The organism is Sulfitobacter aestuarii, assembly GCF_042685005.1.
GTDB lineage: Bacteria > Pseudomonadota > Alphaproteobacteria > Rhodobacterales > Rhodobacteraceae > Sulfitobacter > Sulfitobacter aestuarii.
Genome location: NZ_JBHUMP010000004.1, coordinates 1 through 17,366 on the forward strand (window position 1 = coordinate 1; position 17,366 = coordinate 17,366).

Below are 17,366 nucleotides of genomic sequence, written 5' to 3' on the forward strand. Positions count from 1 at the left end.
AAGGGATTTAGTGGCGGAGAGACAGGGATTCGAACCCTGGGAACCCGTGAAGGCTCAACGGTTTTCGAGACCGCCCCGTTCGACCACTCCGGCACCTCTCCGCGGGGGTCTGGTGGGGGGCGTTTAGTCGGGTTTGGCGGGGGTGGCAAGGGGGTTTCGGCATCGAGCCGCCTTTGACGCTGATTTTCATTGCCCCCGGCAGGGGATGACCTAAGCTGAAGGCCAGTTTTTCCGTAAAGGAGCCGCCGATGCCCGCGTCGATCCGACAGATTCCATTCCAGATTATCCTGATCCTGACGCTCCTTGCCGCTTTCGTGACGGGCCCGGCGCAAGCGGCGGATCGGGCCCGGCTCGAGGCGTTTCTTGAGGTCACCGGCTTTGACGTCGCGCTCGAAAGCATCAGGCTTTCCGCCGATTCCGCGCCCGGTATGCTGGGGCTTGAGGCTGAGGATTTCGGTTCCGAATGGTCGCGGCTGGTGCAGGAGATCTTCGCCACCGAACTCATGCATGACATGGCGCTGGAGATTCTCGGCGAGACGCTCAGCGACGCGCTGCTCAGCCATGCCGCCGATTTCTATGCCAGCGAGCTCGGCCAGCGGCTGGTTGCGGCCGAGAATGCCGCGCATATGATCGAGGAGGACGGTCTAAAGACCGAAGCGGGAGAGCAGATCATCGCCGCGCTCGAACGGATCGGCTCGCCGCGGCTGACGATTCTGCACAGGCTCAACGGCGCCAGCGACGTGGAGGATTTTTCGGTGCGCGCCATACAGGAAGTGCAGATCCGGTTCCTGATGGCCGCCGCCGCTGCCGGGGTGATCGAGCTGCGCATGGAGGAGCCCGATCTGCGTGAAGCGATGCGCGCCGAACAGGACGATCTGCGTGCTTCGATCCGCGAGAGCGCGCTGGCCGGATCCGCCTATACATACCAGGCGTTTTCCGATGGGGAGCTGGCCGAATATGCCGAGGCGCTGGAACAGCCGAAGATGCAGAAGGTCTATGAGCTGATGAACGCCGTGCAATACGAGATCATGGCGAACCGTTTCGAGGCGGTGGCGGCGCGGCTGTCGAACATGCAGCCGAGCCAGGACCTGTGATGCGAACTGCTCTGCTGTTGGGGCCGCTGCTGGCGGTTCTGGCGCAGCCCCTCTGGGCGGATGCGCGGATGACAATCCTTGTCGACCTGCTGCAACTGCCGGAGACCGCGCGCATCCTGCATCAGGAGGATCTCGCCTATGCCGAGGAGCTGCACGGCGACATGCTCGGCGGCGATGCGGGGCTGGCATGGCAGGTGCAGGTCGAGGCGATCCTTGAACCCGCACGGGTGATCGAAACCGTCCGGCGGGCGCTGGAGGCCGAGATCGAAGGGCCGCTGCTCGAACAGACGATCACCTTCCTGCGCAGCGACCTCGGCGCCCGCACCGTGACGCTGGAGAATGCCGCCAGAACGGAGATCGCCGACGAAGCGGTCGAGACGGCGGCGCGGCAGCGCTATGCGGAGCTGGCGGGGAGCGGCAGCGCCCGGCTGGCCCTGCTCGAGCGGCTCGCCGCCGCGGGTGACATGATCGACCGCAATGTGACCAGCGCGATGAATGCGAATTTCCAGTTCATGCGGGGCATGGCCGAGGGCGGGGCCTATGAGATGAGCGAGGCGGATATGCTGGCGGACATCACCGGCCAGGCCGATGCCATTACCGAGGACACCGAGGCGTGGCTCTACGGTTACATGCTCCTGGCCTATCATCCGCTCAGCGATGCGGAGCTGCGTGCCTATGCGGAATTTTCCGAGACCGAGGCCGGGCGGGCGCTGAACCGTGGCCTGTTCAATGGGATCGAAGCTTCCTATGCGGATATTTCCTATGGGCTGGGCCGGGTCGTGGCGCTCAACCTGCGGGCCGAGGAACTTTGAGCTTGGGGCCGATGTAAAATCCACGTAATTGTCGGGAGCGGCTTGACTTGCCCGGGCAGAGCGCCGATAAGCCCGCATCCCGACGGAGACTCCGTTTTCGGGAATGTATTCAATGACGCCCAAGGGCGCGCAGTCCGCGGTGACCATCCGGTCGCAAACGCCCGCAAGGGGACCACAAGACGCGAAAGACAAGAGAAGGAAGACGCATGTTTGCGGTCATCAAGACAGGCGGCAAGCAATACAGGGTTCAGTCCGGCGATATGCTGCGGGTTGAACGTATTGCGGCAGATGCTGGTGAGAAGGTACAATTCAACGACGTGCTGATGCTGGGCGGCGATAGCCCCAAGGTCGGCGCGCCGCTGGTAGAGGACGCGGGCGTTCAGGCCGAAGTCGTCGATCAGATCAAGGGCGAGAAGGTGATTCACTTCGTGAAGCGCCGCCGGAAACATTCGTCCAAGCGCACCAAGGGCCACCGTCAGAAGCTGACGCTGGTGAAGATCACTGATATCCTGGCATCGGGCGCGGGCAAGTCCGACGTCAAGCAGGCCATCGGTACCGGTTCGGTCAGCGCGGCCGCGGTTTCGGCGATCAAGGGCAAGTCGGATGCGACTGCCGCGAAACCCGCCAAGACCAAGAAGGCCGCCGCCTCGAAAGCTGCGCCGAAAGCCGAAGCGACCGCAGGCGCCGACGACCTGAAGGCCCTGAGCGGCGTCGGTCCGGCTCTGGAAAAGAAGCTGCATGCCGCCGGCGTGACCTCCTTCGAGCAGATCGCAGGCTGGTCGCAGGACGAGATCGACGCGATGAACGAGAAACTGTCGTTCAAGGGCCGGATCGAGCGTGAAGGCTGGGTCGAGCAGGCCAAAGAACTGAGCAAAGGCTAAGGAGAGACCAAATGGCACATAAAAAAGCAGGCGGCTCATCCCGTAACGGGCGCGACTCAGCGGGTCGTCGTCTTGGCGTGAAGAAATATGGCGGCGAAGCCGTCATCCCCGGCAACATCATCGTGCGTCAGCGCGGCACCAAATTCTGGCCCGCAGAAGGCGTCGGCATGGGCAAGGATCACACGATCTTCGCGACCGTCGATGGTTCGGTGACCTTCCACAAGGGTCTGAAAAACCGTACCTTCATTTCGGTTCTGCCAGTGGCGGAGGCCGCAGAGTAAGCGCCACCCGAAGGGTTTTGAACAATCAGGGATCGGCGGGCATCGCCGGTCCCTTTTCACATTTCCGATCTGAAAAGCTGAGACCTGTCAGCATGAATGTCGCCATCACCAGTTTCGCGATCTTCGCGGCCTCGCAGGTCGGGACCCCGGGCCCGGCCAATATGGCGCTGATGGCCACCGGGGCGCGATACGGTTTTCGCGCGGCATTGCCCTTCGTGGCAGGAGTCGCGCTCGGCAAGCAATTGGTGATCTGGCCGGTGGGCTTCGGCCTGATGGACCTGGCGGGCCGTGCGCCCTGGGTGTTCGAGATGCTGAAATACGCATCGGCGGCCTATATTTTCTGGCTCGCCTGGAAGGTGGCCAATCTGCGCCTTGGTGCCGGTACGGGGGCAGGGGCGGCGGCACCCGGATTCCTGGCCGGGTTGGCGGTGCATCCGCTGAACCCGAAGGCCTGGGCAATGATCGTCGGCGGCTTCACCGCCTTCGTCGCCCCCGGTACCCCGGCTTTGGAAGCGACCGCGATCATCGCCGCGGTGCTGCTGCTCAGCCAGATCGTTTTGCATCCGCTCTGGACCCTCGCCGGTGCACGCATCGCGCGCAGCGTCGCCGGAACCGCGGCGGAACCCCTATTGATGAGGATTTTGGCCGGGCTTACAGTGGCTTCGGTCCTGTTCGTATTGTTCGGAGGAGGGACATAACGATGAACGTACAAGTGAGTTTCAACCAGCAGGTGATCGAAACCGAACGGTTCGACCTGCGGCCGCTGCGCCGGTCCGATCAGGGGCTGATCGAGATGTATGCAGGCGACAAGCGGGTGGCGTTGAACACCTTGTCGATCCCGCATCCGCTGCCGCCCGGGGTCATCGAGGCCTTCATCGCGCGCGCGCTCGCCGAGCCGCGCGACGAGGATGTCTGGGTGATGGACGGCACCAAATCCGACAGCTCCGAAGTGATGGGGCTGATCTCGCTGACCCGGCTCGACCGCAACCAGACCGAGGTCGGCTATTGGGTCGCGCCCGCTTTCTGGAACACCCATCTCGCCTCCGATGCGGTGCAGGCCTTGATCGAGACCAATCCGCTGGGCAACGACACGATGTTCGCCGCGGTCTTCCATGACAATCCGGCCTCGGCGAAGGTGCTCACCAATGCCGGATTCGTCTATCTCGGTGATGCGGAAACCTATTGCCTGGCGCGCGATGCAACCGTACCTACCTGGACATACAGCCGCAAACTCTGACGCCCGAAAGGCCATGCGATGAAATTCCTCGACCTCTGCAAAGTCTATATCCGCTCCGGCGCGGGCGGCGGCGGCTGCGTGTCCTTCCGGCGCGAGAAATACATCGAATTCGGCGGCCCCGATGGCGGCGACGGCGGCAGTGGCGGCTCGGTCTGGGTCGAAGCGGTCGATGGGCTCAACACGCTGATCGACTTCCGTTACCAGCAGCATTTTTTCGCAAAGAACGGCCAGCCCGGCATGGGCAAGCAGCGGACGGGCAAGGATGGCGAGGATATCGTCCTGCGGGTGCCTGTCGGGACGGAAATCCTCGACGAGGACCAGGAAACCCTGATCTGCGATCTGACCGAACTCGGCCAACGCGTGCAGCTCGCGCGCGGGGGCAATGGCGGTTTCGGCAACCTGCATTTCAAATCGGCAACCAACCAGGCGCCGCGCCGCGCCAATCCGGGTCAGGACGGGGTCGAGCGCACGCTCTGGCTGCGGCTCAAGCTGATCGCGGATGTCGGGCTGCTCGGTCTGCCCAATGCCGGGAAGTCGACCTTCCTCGCCGCAACGTCCAACGCGCGTCCCAAGATCGCCGATTATCCTTTCACCACCCTGCATCCGAACCTCGGGGTGGTCGGCGTGGACAATACCGAATTCGTGGTCGCCGACATTCCCGGCCTGATCGAGGGCGCCTCCGAGGGCCGGGGGCTGGGCGATCTGTTTCTCGGCCATGTGGAGCGCTGCGCCGTCCTGCTGCATCTGATCGATGGTACGTCGCAAACCATTGCCGAGGATTACCGCACGATCATCAACGAGCTTGAGGCCTATGGCGGCGAACTGGCGGAGAAACCGCGTGTCACCGTTTTGAACAAGATCGATGCGCTGGATGAAGATCAACGTACAAGTGCCAGAGATGAATTGCAAAAAGCTTCAGGCGGTAAGATCATGCTGATGTCGAGCGTGGCGCGCGACGGGTTGACGGAGGTGCTGCGGGTGCTGCGCAGCAATATCGACGATGACCGGCTGCGCTTCCGCTCCGAAGAGGACGAGACACCGTGGCAACCCTGAGCGACGCACAACGCATTGTGGTCAAGATCGGCTCGGCGCTGCTGGTTGACCGCGACAGCGGCGCGTTGCGCAGCGCCTGGCTGCGCAGTTTGGCCGAGGATGTCGCCTGGCTGAAAGGGCTCGGCAAGGATGTCGTTCTGGTCTCCTCCGGGTCGATTGCCCTGGGGCGCGGGGTGCTCGGCCTGCCGCCCAGCACGCTGGCGCTGGAACAATCCCAGGCCGCCGCAGCCGTCGGGCAGATCCGTCTGGCGCGGGCCTATGAGGAAGTGCTGGCACCGCACGGGATCACCACGGCGCAGGTTCTGCTGACCCTGGACGACAGCGCCGACCGGCGGCGCTATCTCAACAGCCGCGCGACGCTCGAACAATTGCTCAGCCTGGGCGTCGTGCCGATCGTGAACGAGAACGACACCATCGCCACCGACGAGATCCGGTTCGGCGACAACGACCGGCTGGCGGCACAGATCGCCGTCACGGCCGGCGCGGACCAGCTAATCCTGCTGTCGGATGTCGACGGGTTCTATACCGCCAATCCGGCCGATGACCCCGGGGCCACCCGCTTTGACGTGATCGAGCGGATCACGCCGCAGATCGAGGCGATGGCCGGGGATGCGGGTTCGGGCCTCTCGAAAGGCGGCATGAAGACCAAGCTGCTGGCCGCGCGTACCGCGACGGCGGCGGGCTGCGCGCTGGCGATTACCGAGGGCTCCGTCCTGCATCCGCTGACTGCGCTCGAAGCGGGCGCCAACGCGACCTGGTTCACCGCGCAGACCGATCCTCACGCGGCGCGCAAACGCTGGATCGCGGCGATGAAGCCGCGCGGGGCGGTGAGCCTGGATGCCGGGGCCGTCGCCGCCATGGCGCGGGGCAAATCCCTGCTGCCTGCGGGGATCACCGATGTGGCCGGACCTTTCGGGCGCGGCGATGCGATCGCCATGCTCGATGGCGCCGGTCACGTCATCGGCCACGGGTTGAGCCGCTATACCTCGCTGGAGGCGGAACAGATCAAGGGCCATCAGTCGAGCGAGATCGAAGCGCTGCTCGGCTATCCGGGCCGCGCCGCCTTGATACATCGCGACGATATGGCATGCTGATCGACGCTTTCGCCGCCGGTCAGGCCGGGAAAACGCGTTGGGATCACTTCAGGAAACAGGGACAGGTTGATGAAAGATATGGATAACATTCCTGAACTCATGGCCGACATCGGCACGAGGGCCAGAGCCGCGGCAGCGATGCTGGCCAGCGCCAGCCCGGATGCGAAGCAATTGGCCCTCGAAACGGCCGCCGAGTCGGTCTGGGACCGCCGGGCCGAGATTCTGGGGGGCAATGGGCAGGACCTCGCCTTTGGTCGGGACAAGGGGCTGAGTGCGGCAATGATGGACCGGCTCACCCTCGACGAAGAGCGGTTGCGGGGCATCGTTGCTGGTCTACGCAGCATCGCCGCGCAGGTGGATCCGGTCGGCGAAGTGCTGGCGGAATGGGACCAGCCTTCGGGTCTGCACATCAAGCGGGTGCGCACGCCGCTCGGGGTGATCGGGGTGATCTACGAAAGCCGCCCCAATGTGACGGCGGATGCCGGGGCGCTCTGTCTGAAAGCGGGCAACGCGGTGATCCTGCGCGGGGGGTCGGAATCCTTTCACTCCTCGCGCGCGCTGCATGAGTGTCTGCAACACGGATTGCGCGCTGCCGATCTGCCCGAAGATGCGATCCAGTTGGTACCGACCCGGGACCGGGCAGCGGTCAGCGAGATGTTGAGGATGACCGATCACATCGACGTCATCGTGCCGCGCGGCGGCAAGGGGCTGGTCGGGCTGGTGCAGCGCGAGGCCCGGGTGCCGGTGTTTGCCCATCTGGAGGGGATCGTGCATATCTATATCGACAAGGACGCCGATCCCGAGAAGGTGCTGAAGGTCGTGCTCAACGCCAAGACCCGTCGGACCGGGATCTGCGGTGCGGCGGAATGTCTTCTGATTCATCAGGATGTCGCCAAGACCATCGGGCGGGGCGTGATCATGGCGCTGATCGATGCCGGGGTCGAGGTGCGCGCCGATGCGACTCTTGCCGAAATCTCCGGAACCGTTGCGGCAGGTGACGAAGATTGGGGCCGCGAATATCTCGACATGATCATCGCGGCCCGACAGGTGCCCGATATCGATGCGGCGATCGCGCATATCCGTCAATACGGCTCCAGCCACACGGATTGCATCATCACGGAAGATCCCGGAGCGGCGGAGAAATTCATGAACCGTCTCGATTCCGCGATCCTGATGCACAACGTTTCGACGCAATTCGCCGACGGCGGTGAGTTCGGCATGGGGGCCGAGATCGGCATTGCCACGGGCAAGATGCATGCGCGTGGCCCGGTGGGCGCGGCACAATTGACCAGTTTCAAATATCTGGTCACCGGCGACGGCAGCGTGCGGCGCTAGAAACTCAGGGTCACCGTCTGGGTGTCCGTCAGCATGCGCAGGTCACATCCGGCATCGGCGGCGACTTGCGGAAGCAGGGCGAATTGCACATGGGCGGGCTGCAGCTCCGCCTGCTGCTCCTGTCCCTTGAGCAGGCCCCAGAGCGGCGCATCGATGTTGAGCTTCTCCGCGCTGCCGTTCAACTGCCATTTTCCCTGGTTGAGCAGGATCTGCACCTCCCCCCCATAGGGCATCGCGCTTTCAAGGCACATCAACCCCAGGAAGGTCAGCCGCAACATGGTGCGCGGTTGCGATTTCAGCGGCGCGAAGCTGACATCCAGCCGCCCGGTACCGTAAAGGTCGCGCAGGATCGACATCGTTTCCGAACGCCTGATCATCTGTTCGCCCGCCGCGCCGAAGGCGATGCGGAAATAGCGGATTCTCGCGGTCGCGGCCTCGACGCTTTCGTTGATCAGCTCAAGCTCCGCTCCGGCGCCGCCGCCAGACATCGTCAAAAGCTCCATACCGTTGTTGATGGCGCCGATTGGCGATATGAGGTCATGACATATGCGGCTGCCGATCAGGGCGGCCAGATTGATGTTGCTTTGGCCCAATTCAGCCTCCACCAAAGTTAGGAAAGTGAATGGACGATCTCAACGCCATGCTGACACCAGGCATGCTGGTGCGCCATCCTAACAGGCCGGATTGGGGCGTCGGACAGGTGCAGAGCAACATCAACGGCAAGTTGACGGTAAATTTTCGCGATGAGGGGAAGATCGTCATAGAATCCTTCCGAATTGGCATGTTGCCGGTCTTTGATGACGGATCATCCTTTTCAAATGGTTAACGTCGCCGGAATCCTTCGCGGTATCCACTGCGAGCAAGGCCCTGGAGCGGCGCGGGGCGCCGCGAGGATTGCACCGGACCGCGCAAACGCCTATGTCCGGCGCGACCGCATCAGGAAGGCATCCCGGCGATGATCCAAGGCGCTGCCGTAGATTTCACCGTCAGACTGGCCGAGACCGAGGCCGAATTGCGGGCCGCGCAGCGTCTGCGCTACGATGTCTTCGTGACCGAACTCGGCGGCGGCGGGCCGTTGGTGGATCATCAGCAAAGGCTCGAACGCGATCACCTTGACCCGTTCTTCGATCACCTGCTGCTGATCGACAATCGCGACGGCGCGGTGGTCGGTGTCTACCGTCTGCTGCGCTGCGAACAGGCGCGGCGCGCTGGCGCCTTCTATTCGGAAGCCGAATATGACCTCACGGCGCTCAAGACTTCCGGCCGCCGCCTGCTCGAACTGGGGCGTTCCTGTCTTCATCCGGCCTATCGCGGTGGCACGGCGATGCATCATCTCTGGTCCGGGCTTGCAAAATATGTCGCCCGCCACCGGATCGAGGTGTTGTTCGGGGTGGCCAGCTTTCACGGCACCGATGTGAATGCGCTTGCGCAGCCACTATCGCTGCTGCATCACCGGCACCTTGCGCCCGAGAACCTTCGGGTCCATGCGCTGGAACCGGCGTTTCAGCGCATGGACATGATCGCGCAGGAGCATCTCGACCGGCATCGCGCCATGGTTCAGGTGCCGAGCCTGATCAAGGCCTATCTGCGGCTCGGCGGCTGCGTGGGCGAGGGGGCCTATGTCGATCATGCGTTCAATACCACGGATGTCTGCCTGATCATGGACACCGCGCGGCTGAGCCCGCGACAGGCGCGCATATACGGCACTGGCGGGCAGTGAGACGCGCCGCATGAGCATCGTCTGGGACAGCGCCGAGCCGCCGCGCCGGGAGGAGATCTCCGCCTTTGGCTGGCTGCGCATCCTGCTGCGCGGCACGGCGCTGGCGGTGCTGGTCTTCGGGGGCCTGGCGATCATGCTGCTGTTGCGGCTTATCGAGAGGCCGCTCTGCGGTCATGCGCGGCCGGTGACGCCCCATATCACCCGGTCGGTCTGTAAAACCGCGCTGCGAATCATTGGGCTGCGCCTGGAGGTCAGCGGCGCGCCGATGCGTGCGCGGGGGGCGATCGTGGCCAACCACGCGTCCTGGCTCGATATCTTCGCCCTGAACGCGTCCAAGCGGATCTATTTCGTCTCTAAGTCCGAGGTCGCGCGCTGGCCCGGCATCGGCTGGCTGGCGCGGGCCACCGGCACCGTCTTCATCGAACGCAATGCCGCGAAGGCGCGGGAGCAGACGCAAGTGTTCCGTGCGCGACTACTGGCCGGGCACAAGCTGCTGTTCTTTCCCGAGGGCACGAGCACGGACGGCCGCCGGGTGCTGCCGTTCAAGACCACGCTGTTCCAGGCCTTTCTCGCCCCGGAACTGCGCGCCGCCATCGCGGTGCAGCCGGTCACGGTGATTTATCGCGCCCCGGACGGCGCGGATCCGCGGTTTTACGGGTGGTGGGGAGATACGTCCTTTGCCGCGCATCTGCGCGATACATTGGCCCAGAGACGGCAGGGCGCAGTCAAGGTGATCTATCATGCACCGCTGGCGGTCGCGGCATACGGCGATCGCAAGGCGCTCGCCAAAGCCTGCGAGGATGCAGTGCGCGAAGGCTGGCTGACGGGGTCATTCGGCACCGGGGGCTGAGCCGACGTCCGGGCCTTCAACCGCGAAGGGCAGGATCAAGGAACATAGGCGAAGGCGGTGTCGGGCACCGGCAGCATCTGCCCGGTGACATCCCAATCCATCATCAGACATGCTGTGCCCTTGCGCTGAAAATAGGTCGCGGAGAGCTCGTACCAGCCTGCTTCGGGCACCGAGACCTGCTGCGCTCCCGCGGGTTCGCAGCCATGCACCTCATCATAGAGCGCTACCTGCTGGCCGCCGATCGACAGGGCGATCCCGTCATTGCTGATCACATCGACATTGTAGCTGCCGGGCGCATCGAAGCGGATATAGCCGGAGATCGCCGCCGCCACTTTCTGGGCGCTACGGGCGGTCAGGGTCAGGTCGCCCTCGTTGTTATCGTCATAGGACAGCCCGATGAGCGGCGGACCTTCCTTGCCCCGCCCCAGCGCCTCCTCGGCATCCGCGAGCGTGCGAACCTCCTTGGGATAGGCATATTCGACGGCAAGGCCGGGGCTCAGGATGTCCGGGTCGGGCTGCGGATCTGCCGGGGTCAGAATCAACGGTGCGGCATAGGCGGGCAGGGGGAGAAACAGGGCGGCGAGCAGCGTGGTTCTTTTCATGGCGATTTCCCGGCGATCGGCTATAATTGGGCTTTAGCCTCCAAGCTTGCGCGTGTGTTGGGGGTCTTGTCCAATTCTTTCTGCGCCGCGCGATATGTCCTGTGCATATCCCCTTGCGTGTGACCAGCGCCTGCATTATACGCGCCGCACTTAAACCCGCAGTCGGGGTTGGGCCCTTGGGGGAGAAATCCTCATGTGTCCGCCGGTTGGCAGATCCTCTCCCTGTCGTTTCAGAGCGAAGATCCCGTCATACCCCCGATGAGGCTAAACCGGAAAGGTATAAAAGACATGGCTCTTCCTGAGTTCTCCATGCGCCAGCTGCTTGAAGCAGGCGTTCACTTCGGCCACCAGACGCAGCGTTGGAACCCCCGTATGGGTCCCTATATCTATGGCGCGCGCAACGGCATCCACATCATGGACCTGACCCAGACCGTTCCCATGCTGGAACAGGCGCTGCAGGTCATCCGTGACACCGTCGCCAAGGGCGGCAGCGTTCTCTTCGTCGGCACCAAGCGTCAGGCTGCCCAGCCGATCGCCGATGCCGCAGAGAAATGCGCACAATATTACATGAACCACCGCTGGCTCGGCGGCACGCTGACCAACTGGCAGACCGTCTCCCAGTCGATCAACCGCCTGAAGTCCATCGACGAGCAGTCCGAGCGCGGCTTCGCCGGGCTGACCAAGAAAGAGCGTCTGGGCATGGAGCGTGACCAGAGCAAGCTGGAATCCTCGCTCGGCGGTATCCGCGAGATGGGCGGGCGTCCGGACCTGATCTTCGTCATCGACGTCAAGAAGGAAGCGCTGGCCGTTGCGGAAGCCAACAAGCTGGGCATCCCGGTCGTGGCCGTGGTCGACACCAACTGCTCGCCCGACGGCATCGATTACATCATCCCGGGCAACGACGACGCGGCTCGCGCCATTGCCCTCTACTGCGATCTGGCTTCGCGTGCCGCGCTTGACGGCATGAGCGCCCAGCTTGGCGCCGCCGGTGTCGATATCGGTGCGATGACCGAAGCCCCGGAAGAAGAGGCCCTGGCCGAAGAATCCACCGGTGTGGAAGTCGGCAATGCCTCGAGCGAGACCGTGTCCGACGACGCGATCGCGAAAGATGCGCCCTACGATCTGGAATCCAAGAAGGAAACCGTCGAAAAGGCAGCCGAGAAAGCCGACAGCTGAACCGCGACGCGGCGCTGACAGCCGGGGCAGGGATCTCCTGCCCCGATCTCACAAGACAGCGGGCTCCGCGCCCGACAAGCATTCCCAGAGGAGAACCAAGAGATGGCAATCACCGCATCCATGGTCAAAGAACTGCGCGACACCACCGGTGCCGGCATGATGGACGCCAAGAAGGCATTGACGGAAACCGACGGCGACATGGAAGCGGCCGTTGACTGGCTGCGTACCAAGGGTCTGGCCAAGGCGGCCAAGAAATCCGGTCGTACCGCGGCCGAAGGTCTTGTCGCGGTCAAGGTCGAAGGCGGCCATGGCGTCGCGGTCGAGGTGAACTCGGAAACCGATTTCGTCGGCAAGAACGCCGAATTCCAGCAGATGGTCAGCGGCATCGCCGACGTCGCCCTGGGCGTTTCCGATGTTGAGGCGCTGAAGGCTGCCGACATGGGCGGCAAGTCCGTCGAAACCGTGGTCACCGACAAGATCGCCACCATCGGCGAGAACATGTCCGTGCGCCGCATGGTGTCGATCGATGGCGATACCGTCGTCTCCTATGTGCATAACGCGGCGGCGCCCGGCATGGGCAAGATCGGCGTGCTGGTCGCGCTGACCGGCGGCGACGAGACCTTCGGCAAGCAGGTTGCCATGCATATCGCCGCGGTGAACCCGGCGTCGCTCTCCGAAGATGACCTCGACCCGGCGGTCGTGGAAAAGGAAAAGCAGGTCCAGATGGACATCGCCCGTGAATCCGGCAAGCCGGAAGCGGTGATCGAAAAGATGATCGCCGGGCGGATGCAGAAATACATGTCCGAAGTGACCCTGCTGAACCAGAGCTTCGTCGTGAACCCTGACCTGACCGTGGGCAAGGCTGCCGAAGAGGTTGGTGCCACCATCACCGGTTTCGTGCGTCTCGAAGTGGGCGAAGGTATCGAAGTGGTGAAGGAAGACTTCGCCGCCGAGGTTGCCAAGGCGGCCAAGGGCTGATCCGGGCCACATAGACTGGCCACAGGGCGGTACAATTCGGTTGTACCGCCCTTTTTCTGCCGACAAGACCGGCCCGGAACGGCGGAGCACCGCCGAAAATGGCTCGTCCCGTCGAAAATGTGATGGCGCATCCCCAGAAATGTTAAAGACGAAGCAGCCGGATCTGACTGCTTCGTCTTTGTCCGGTTGGGACAGTTACTCGGGGAGGAGCAGCAGGCCCGGACGGTAGCCCGGTCAGCCGGACCGATCAATAGGTCCGACTGATACCGGAGGCGCGGCAGAGCTCTGTAATCTCAGAGATGTGGTGCGCCGGGTGTTTCCGTTGGATAACCCAAGTATCGGGAACAGGTTCACCTAACGTTAATAACCTCGACTCTGCCAGTCTGGGATTCCTTACCTTTCGGTAACTTTATGGAAACAAGTTGCCCGTATTTGGCAGAATCGTTGAACGCCGATTCCGCGCCGTTCCGGAAACATACGAAAAATCAATAACTTGCTAGGAGAAGCCCAATTTTCTACCAAGGCGGGAAAGCGCCATATTGCAGACAGGTTCGGGCCGAATCTTCGATGATGATGCGTGAGCCGATCAAATCTCGTAAATGAACATCTGATTGGCAAAGGCAGCTTTCAGCACGGCCTGGGCCGTGGTCTCGACCGAGAGCGCCTCCCGCGCCAGACGCAGATGTTTCTCGACCGTCGCCTGTGTCAGGTTCATCAGCGTGGCGATATCCTGCGTCGTCTTGCCATCGCCGACCCATTGCAGCACCTCGCGCTGACGCGCGGTCAGGCTGCGGCGTGGCGAGCTATAGGGCAGGGTGAGGATCTTGAGATGCACGAGCTCGTTGATCAGCTCGATATCACAGCCATGCTCGGCCCAGATCGCGTCGACATCCTCCTGGCTGAGACCCGGTCGCGCCGTCAGGGCGATGGCCCCCTTGGTGCGCGTCGAGACGGAGCGGAAACTGATTGTGTAGCCCGCGGTTACGCCGAAAGCACAGTTGAACCGCATGACTTCCTGCTCGTTCTCGCTCAACCCGTCCGGACGTTCCAGCTCGGCGATCGAAGACCAGCTGCGGGCGCCGTCGTTGTTGAGCGCCCATTGCAGCATCGGCCCATGGACAAACCGGCCTTCGCCGACATAGCCGTCGACATATTCACGGCTATGGTTGCTGAAGATCACATAATCATCGGGATCGCCCAGCGAAGTCTCGGTCCGGTAGCGGGTAAAGCCATAGATCAGGCGGTCGAAGCCGTAATCCGCCATCTTCTGGACATGCGCTTCCCAGAGGCTTTCGACATTCGGGGTGCGCATGATGGAATGCAGGACGTCTCGCAGGGTCATCTGGCGTCCAGATGGGCCGCCAGACCGTCGAGCGCCATCAAATAGCCGCGGGCGCCGAAACCGCAGATCTGCCCGAGCGCCACCGGGGCGATATAGGAGGTATGGCGAAAGCTCTCGCGGGCGTGGATGTTGCTCAGATGGACCTCAACGCAAGGCAGTTCCACCGAAGCGATCGCGTCCATCAGAGCGATGGAGCTATGGGTATAGGCGCCGGCATTGAGAATGATCCCGTCGTGGGCACCCCTGGCAGCATGGATATGATCTATCAGCACGCCTTCATGGTTGGATTGGGCGAAGGCCAGGTCGAGCTTCAGTGTCCTGGCGCGTTTCTCGCACATCCGTTCGATATCGGCCAGGGTGGCCGCGCCATAGACGTCAGGCTGCCTTGTGCCCAACAGCTTGAGATTGGGGCCGTTCAGGATCAGGACAGATGACATGGCGGAAACCTCGTTGATTTGCACGCAGTTAACGGTTTCGCCGACGGGCTGTCCAGTGTCGGCTGCCGTCGCCTTACGCGGATGGCAGAAAAGTCATAACGTCGTCCAAAATGCAACGTTAGGAGCACAGGCTCCGATCCTGTGGAAATCCTATAATTGGTATTATGTAAATATTTTCGCCACGGGGCGGGATGAGGACGCTGTTCCTCAAACTCCCTGAGATATTTGAGGTCAGAAGAAGCTGTCAGCCGAGCGCATAGCCGGTGCCGCGGATGGTTCTGATGGGATCAGTGCCGCCATGGCGGCCGAGGGCGCGGCGCAGGCGTGCGATATGGACATCGACCGTGCGGGTATCGACATAGATGTCGCGGCCCCAGACATGATCGAGCAGTTGATCGCGTGAGAAGACGCGGCCCGGTCTTTCCAGCAATGTCAGCAGCAGACGGTATTCCGTCGGGCCGAGCTTGAGCTCCTCACCGTTGCGGCTGACGCGATGGGTCTGCGGATCAAGCGAGATGTCTTCGAAACCGAGTGTGGCACCGGCCGCGGCTGGCCGTGTCCGGCGCAGCTGGGTGCGCACCCGGGCCATCAGCTCCCGCAGGCTATAGGGTTTGATTACATAATCATCGGCGCCGGTTTCGAGGCCGCGTACGGTATCGACTTCCTCGGAGCGCGCCGAAAGCATGATGACCGGAATGGCGCGGGTCTCGTCGCGGGTCTTGAGCTGGCGGCAGACTTCGATGCCGCTCATCAGCGGCATCATCCAGTCGAGGATCACCAGGTCCGGTGCGTTCTCGGAGATCATCAGCAGCGCCTCCTCGCCATTCTCGGCGCGGCGCACCGCATAGCCCTCGGCCTCGAGATTATAGGCCAGCACTTCGCGTTGAGCCGGTTCGTCCTCAACCAGCAAAACCTGGGGCTGCGGGATCGACATGGGCTAGACCTCCGGATCCACCGAGGTGGTATCGGCTTTCGGGCGGGTCTCGTCAGGTGGCTGGCCGGTGACCAGATAGATTACCTGTTCGGCGATGGCGGTGACGTGATCGCCCATGCGTTCGGTATTCTTGGCGATGAAATGCAGATGCATGCAGGCGGTGATGTTGCGCGGTTCTTCCATCATGAAGGTCAGGATCTCGCGGAACATCGTGTTGTACATCTGATCGACCTCCTCGTCCCGCGCGATCACCTCGGCGGCGAGTTCCGGATCGCGCTGGATATAGGCATCGAGCGCATCGCGCAGCATCGCTTCGACCGTCCGGGCCATCCGGCGGATCGCGCCGGTGCTGTCGGCGACGGGCGGCATTCCGGTCAGCACGCCGGTGCGTTTGGCCATGTTCTTGGCGTAATCACCGATGCGTTCGAGATTGGCGCTGATCTTGATGACGCTGAGGATCAGCCGCAGGTCGATCGCCGTCGGGGCGCGCAGGGCGATGATCCGAGCGGCACTTTCGTTGATCTGCTCCTCGAGCCCGTCGATGGCCTTGTCCCCTGCCCGTACTTTTTCGGCCAGCTCCGCATCGCGGGTCTCCAAGGATTGCGCGCTGAGGCGGATCGCATCCTCGACCAGCCCGCCCATTTTCAGGATCTGCGCCTGAACGGCTTCGAGGTCGCGGTCAAAGGCGGATGCAATATGTTGATGTGACATGGTTTTATCCAATCCGGCCGGTAATGTAGCTTTCGGTGCGCGGGTCTTTCGGGTTGGTGAAGATATCGTCGGTATCGCCATATTCCACCAGGTTGCCGAGGTGGAAAAAGGCGGTTTTCTGGCTGACCCGGGCGGCCTGCTGCATCGAATGGGTGACGATCACCACCGAGTAATTCCGCCGCAATTCGTCGATCAACTCCTCGACCTGGGCGGTGGCGATCGGATCGAGCGCCGAACAGGGTTCGTCCATCAGCAGCACTTCCGGTTCGGTGGCCACGGCGCGGGCGATGCAGAGGCGCTGCTGCTGGCCGCCGGAAAGCCCGGTGCCGGGGGCCTGCAGCCGGTCCTTGACCTCCTCCCAGATCGCGCCGCGGCGCAGGGCCCTTTCGACGATCTCGTCGAGCTCGGCCTTGTTGCGTGCCAGCCCGTGGATCCGCGGACCATAGGCGACATTGTCATAGATCGATTTGGGGAACGGGTTCGGCTTCTGGAACACCATCCCGACCTTGGCCCGCAGCTGCACCGGATCGACCTTGCGGTCATAGATATCCTCGCCGTCGATGCGGATCGTGCCCTCGACACGGGAACTCGGGATCGTGTCGTTCATCCGGTTGAGGCAGCGCAGGAAGGTGGATTTTCCGCAGCCCGACGGCCCGATGAAGGCGGTGACGTTCCGATCCTGAATATCGACCGAGACATCGCGGATCGCATGGGTCTGATCGTAATAGACCTGCACATCGCGGGCGGCGATCTTGACCGGCTGTTGTGTCACGTCATTCTCCGAAATCTTGAGGTCTTTCATGAAGAAGAGCTCCGTTTGAGCAAGGGG

At 62.8% G+C, this 17,366-nt stretch carries 21 protein-coding genes and 1 tRNA gene; 14 read left to right on the forward strand and 8 right to left on the reverse strand.

The window, feature by feature from the left end; all coding sequences use genetic code 11:
* Positions 1-11: 11 nt before the first annotated feature.
* Positions 12-101 (reverse strand) — tRNA-Ser (locus ACFSUD_RS06470).
* Between the two features lie 147 nt (positions 102-248).
* Between ACFSUD_RS06470 and ACFSUD_RS06475 the strand changes: the two genes are divergently transcribed.
* The 9 genes from ACFSUD_RS06475 (at position 249) to ACFSUD_RS06515 (ending at position 7,787) form a co-directional block, all read left to right on the forward strand.
* On the forward strand, positions 249-1,094 hold the full coding sequence (locus tag ACFSUD_RS06475; RefSeq protein ID WP_386372616.1) for a DUF2059 domain-containing protein: 846 nt from the start codon (positions 249-251) through the stop codon (positions 1,092-1,094).
* Complete coding sequence (locus tag ACFSUD_RS06480; protein ID WP_386372618.1) at positions 1,094-1,906, forward strand: hypothetical protein; 813 nt, start codon at positions 1,094-1,096, stop codon at positions 1,904-1,906. Before ACFSUD_RS06475 ends, ACFSUD_RS06480 begins: the two co-directional genes overlap by 1 nt.
* A gap of 206 nt (positions 1,907-2,112) precedes the next feature.
* The gene (locus ACFSUD_RS06485; RefSeq protein ID WP_386372620.1) at positions 2,113-2,787 is read left to right on the forward strand and encodes a 50S ribosomal protein L21; all 675 of its coding nucleotides are present in this window, start codon (positions 2,113-2,115) and stop codon (positions 2,785-2,787) included.
* An 11-nt stretch (positions 2,788-2,798) separates the two neighbouring features.
* Positions 2,799-3,068 carry a 50S ribosomal protein L27 gene (rpmA, locus tag ACFSUD_RS06490; protein ID WP_025046312.1) on the forward strand — a complete coding sequence of 90 codons (270 nt, stop codon included), beginning with the start codon at positions 2,799-2,801 and terminating at the stop codon, positions 3,066-3,068.
* Between the two features lie 92 nt (positions 3,069-3,160).
* Positions 3,161-3,766: a LysE family translocator gene (locus ACFSUD_RS06495; protein ID WP_386372623.1), complete on the forward strand. Its 606-nt coding sequence runs from the start codon at positions 3,161-3,163 to the stop codon at positions 3,764-3,766.
* A gap of 2 nt (positions 3,767-3,768) precedes the next feature.
* Positions 3,769-4,305, forward strand: a complete 537-nt coding sequence (locus tag ACFSUD_RS06500; protein WP_386372625.1) for a GNAT family N-acetyltransferase — start codon at positions 3,769-3,771, stop codon at positions 4,303-4,305.
* 18 nt (positions 4,306-4,323) lie between these two features.
* Positions 4,324-5,358 carry a GTPase ObgE gene (obgE, locus tag ACFSUD_RS06505; protein ID WP_386372627.1) on the forward strand — a complete coding sequence of 345 codons (1,035 nt, stop codon included), beginning with the start codon at positions 4,324-4,326 and terminating at the stop codon, positions 5,356-5,358.
* On the forward strand, positions 5,346-6,452 hold the full coding sequence (proB, locus tag ACFSUD_RS06510; protein WP_386372629.1) for a glutamate 5-kinase: 1,107 nt from the start codon (positions 5,346-5,348) through the stop codon (positions 6,450-6,452). Before obgE ends, proB begins: the two co-directional genes overlap by 13 nt.
* A gap of 69 nt (positions 6,453-6,521) precedes the next feature.
* Entirely contained in the window at positions 6,522-7,787 is a 1,266-nt protein-coding gene (locus ACFSUD_RS06515; RefSeq protein ID WP_386372631.1) for a glutamate-5-semialdehyde dehydrogenase, read from the forward strand.
* Here ACFSUD_RS06515 and ACFSUD_RS06520 read toward each other — a convergent pair.
* The gene (locus ACFSUD_RS06520; protein WP_386372633.1) at positions 7,784-8,380 is read right to left on the reverse strand and encodes a histidine phosphotransferase family protein; all 597 of its coding nucleotides are present in this window, start codon (positions 8,378-8,380) and stop codon (positions 7,784-7,786) included. The genes ACFSUD_RS06515 and ACFSUD_RS06520 overlap by 4 nt on opposite strands.
* Before the next feature lie 29 nt (positions 8,381-8,409).
* Here ACFSUD_RS06520 and ACFSUD_RS06525 point away from each other — a divergent pair, with 29 nt between their 5' ends.
* The 3 genes from ACFSUD_RS06525 to ACFSUD_RS06535 all read left to right on the forward strand — a co-directional run bounded on the left by ACFSUD_RS06525 (position 8,410) and on the right by ACFSUD_RS06535 (position 10,357).
* The gene (locus tag ACFSUD_RS06525) at positions 8,410-8,613 is read left to right on the forward strand and encodes a DUF3553 domain-containing protein (RefSeq protein ID WP_386372635.1); all 204 of its coding nucleotides are present in this window, start codon (positions 8,410-8,412) and stop codon (positions 8,611-8,613) included.
* A 129-nt stretch (positions 8,614-8,742) separates the two neighbouring features.
* Positions 8,743-9,507 (forward strand): GNAT family N-acetyltransferase, encoded by a 765-nt coding sequence (locus ACFSUD_RS06530; protein ID WP_386372637.1) that lies wholly within the window; start codon positions 8,743-8,745, stop codon positions 9,505-9,507.
* A 10-nt stretch (positions 9,508-9,517) separates the two neighbouring features.
* Entirely contained in the window at positions 9,518-10,357 is an 840-nt protein-coding gene (locus ACFSUD_RS06535) for a lysophospholipid acyltransferase family protein (protein ID WP_386372639.1), read from the forward strand.
* Positions 10,358-10,392: 35 nt separating this feature from the next.
* Here the strand turns inward: ACFSUD_RS06535 and ACFSUD_RS06540 are convergent, their stop codons facing one another.
* Positions 10,393-10,959, reverse strand: a complete 567-nt coding sequence (locus tag ACFSUD_RS06540) for a hypothetical protein (RefSeq protein WP_386372641.1) — start codon at positions 10,957-10,959, stop codon at positions 10,393-10,395.
* Between the two features lie 288 nt (positions 10,960-11,247).
* On the opposite strand from ACFSUD_RS06540, the gene rpsB reads away from it, so the two are divergent.
* Complete coding sequence (rpsB, locus tag ACFSUD_RS06545; RefSeq protein WP_386372643.1) at positions 11,248-12,135, forward strand: 30S ribosomal protein S2; 888 nt, start codon at positions 11,248-11,250, stop codon at positions 12,133-12,135.
* A gap of 102 nt (positions 12,136-12,237) precedes the next feature.
* Positions 12,238-13,113: a translation elongation factor Ts gene (gene tsf, locus ACFSUD_RS06550; protein WP_386372645.1), complete on the forward strand. Its 876-nt coding sequence runs from the start codon at positions 12,238-12,240 to the stop codon at positions 13,111-13,113.
* A gap of 586 nt (positions 13,114-13,699) precedes the next feature.
* On the opposite strand, the gene ACFSUD_RS06555 is transcribed toward tsf, so the two are convergent.
* From ACFSUD_RS06555 to pstB, 5 genes are all read right to left on the reverse strand, one after another.
* Positions 13,700-14,455, reverse strand: a complete 756-nt coding sequence (locus ACFSUD_RS06555) for a LuxR family transcriptional regulator (protein ID WP_386372647.1) — start codon at positions 14,453-14,455, stop codon at positions 13,700-13,702.
* Positions 14,452-14,892, reverse strand: coding sequence for a type II 3-dehydroquinate dehydratase (gene aroQ, locus ACFSUD_RS06560; protein WP_386372649.1), 441 nt, complete (start codon positions 14,890-14,892; stop codon positions 14,452-14,454). Before aroQ ends, ACFSUD_RS06555 begins: the two co-directional genes overlap by 4 nt.
* 244 nt (positions 14,893-15,136) lie before the next feature.
* Complete coding sequence (phoB, locus tag ACFSUD_RS06565) at positions 15,137-15,826, reverse strand: phosphate regulon transcriptional regulator PhoB (protein ID WP_386372651.1); 690 nt, start codon at positions 15,824-15,826, stop codon at positions 15,137-15,139.
* A gap of 3 nt (positions 15,827-15,829) precedes the next feature.
* Positions 15,830-16,537: a phosphate signaling complex protein PhoU gene (phoU, locus tag ACFSUD_RS06570; protein ID WP_386372653.1), complete on the reverse strand. Its 708-nt coding sequence runs from the start codon at positions 16,535-16,537 to the stop codon at positions 15,830-15,832.
* A gap of 4 nt (positions 16,538-16,541) precedes the next feature.
* Positions 16,542-17,339 (reverse strand): phosphate ABC transporter ATP-binding protein PstB, encoded by a 798-nt coding sequence (gene pstB, locus ACFSUD_RS06575; protein WP_386372655.1) that lies wholly within the window; start codon positions 17,337-17,339, stop codon positions 16,542-16,544.
* Positions 17,340-17,366: the final 27 nt, after the last annotated feature.

Coding starts and splice junctions, on each gene's coding strand:
- rpsB (WP_386372643.1), top strand. CDS start 11,248: ATGGCTCTTCCTGAGTTCTCCATGCGCCAGCTGCTTGAAGCAGGCGTT.
- ACFSUD_RS06480 (WP_386372618.1), top strand. CDS start 1,094: ATGCGAACTGCTCTGCTGTTGGGGCCGCTGCTGGCGGTTCTGGCGCAG.
- phoU (WP_386372653.1), bottom strand. CDS start 16,537: ATGTCACATCAACATATTGCATCCGCCTTTGACCGCGACCTCGAAGCC.
- aroQ (WP_386372649.1), bottom strand. CDS start 14,892: ATGTCATCTGTCCTGATCCTGAACGGCCCCAATCTCAAGCTGTTGGGC.
- ACFSUD_RS06485 (WP_386372620.1), top strand. CDS start 2,113: ATGTTTGCGGTCATCAAGACAGGCGGCAAGCAATACAGGGTTCAGTCC.
- pstB (WP_386372655.1), bottom strand. CDS start 17,339: ATGAAAGACCTCAAGATTTCGGAGAATGACGTGACACAACAGCCGGTC.
- ACFSUD_RS06535 (WP_386372639.1), top strand. CDS start 9,518: ATGAGCATCGTCTGGGACAGCGCCGAGCCGCCGCGCCGGGAGGAGATC.
- ACFSUD_RS06540 (WP_386372641.1), bottom strand. CDS start 10,959: ATGAAAAGAACCACGCTGCTCGCCGCCCTGTTTCTCCCCCTGCCCGCC.
- ACFSUD_RS06555 (WP_386372647.1), bottom strand. CDS start 14,455: ATGACCCTGCGAGACGTCCTGCATTCCATCATGCGCACCCCGAATGTC.
- ACFSUD_RS06495 (WP_386372623.1), top strand. CDS start 3,161: ATGAATGTCGCCATCACCAGTTTCGCGATCTTCGCGGCCTCGCAGGTC.
- obgE (WP_386372627.1), top strand. CDS start 4,324: ATGAAATTCCTCGACCTCTGCAAAGTCTATATCCGCTCCGGCGCGGGC.
- phoB (WP_386372651.1), bottom strand. CDS start 15,826: ATGTCGATCCCGCAGCCCCAGGTTTTGCTGGTTGAGGACGAACCGGCT.
- rpmA (WP_025046312.1), top strand. CDS start 2,799: ATGGCACATAAAAAAGCAGGCGGCTCATCCCGTAACGGGCGCGACTCA.
- ACFSUD_RS06475 (WP_386372616.1), top strand. CDS start 249: ATGCCCGCGTCGATCCGACAGATTCCATTCCAGATTATCCTGATCCTG.
- ACFSUD_RS06530 (WP_386372637.1), top strand. CDS start 8,743: ATGATCCAAGGCGCTGCCGTAGATTTCACCGTCAGACTGGCCGAGACC.
- ACFSUD_RS06500 (WP_386372625.1), top strand. CDS start 3,769: ATGAACGTACAAGTGAGTTTCAACCAGCAGGTGATCGAAACCGAACGG.
- ACFSUD_RS06525 (WP_386372635.1), top strand. CDS start 8,410: ATGGACGATCTCAACGCCATGCTGACACCAGGCATGCTGGTGCGCCAT.
- tsf (WP_386372645.1), top strand. CDS start 12,238: ATGGCAATCACCGCATCCATGGTCAAAGAACTGCGCGACACCACCGGT.
- ACFSUD_RS06515 (WP_386372631.1), top strand. CDS start 6,522: ATGAAAGATATGGATAACATTCCTGAACTCATGGCCGACATCGGCACG.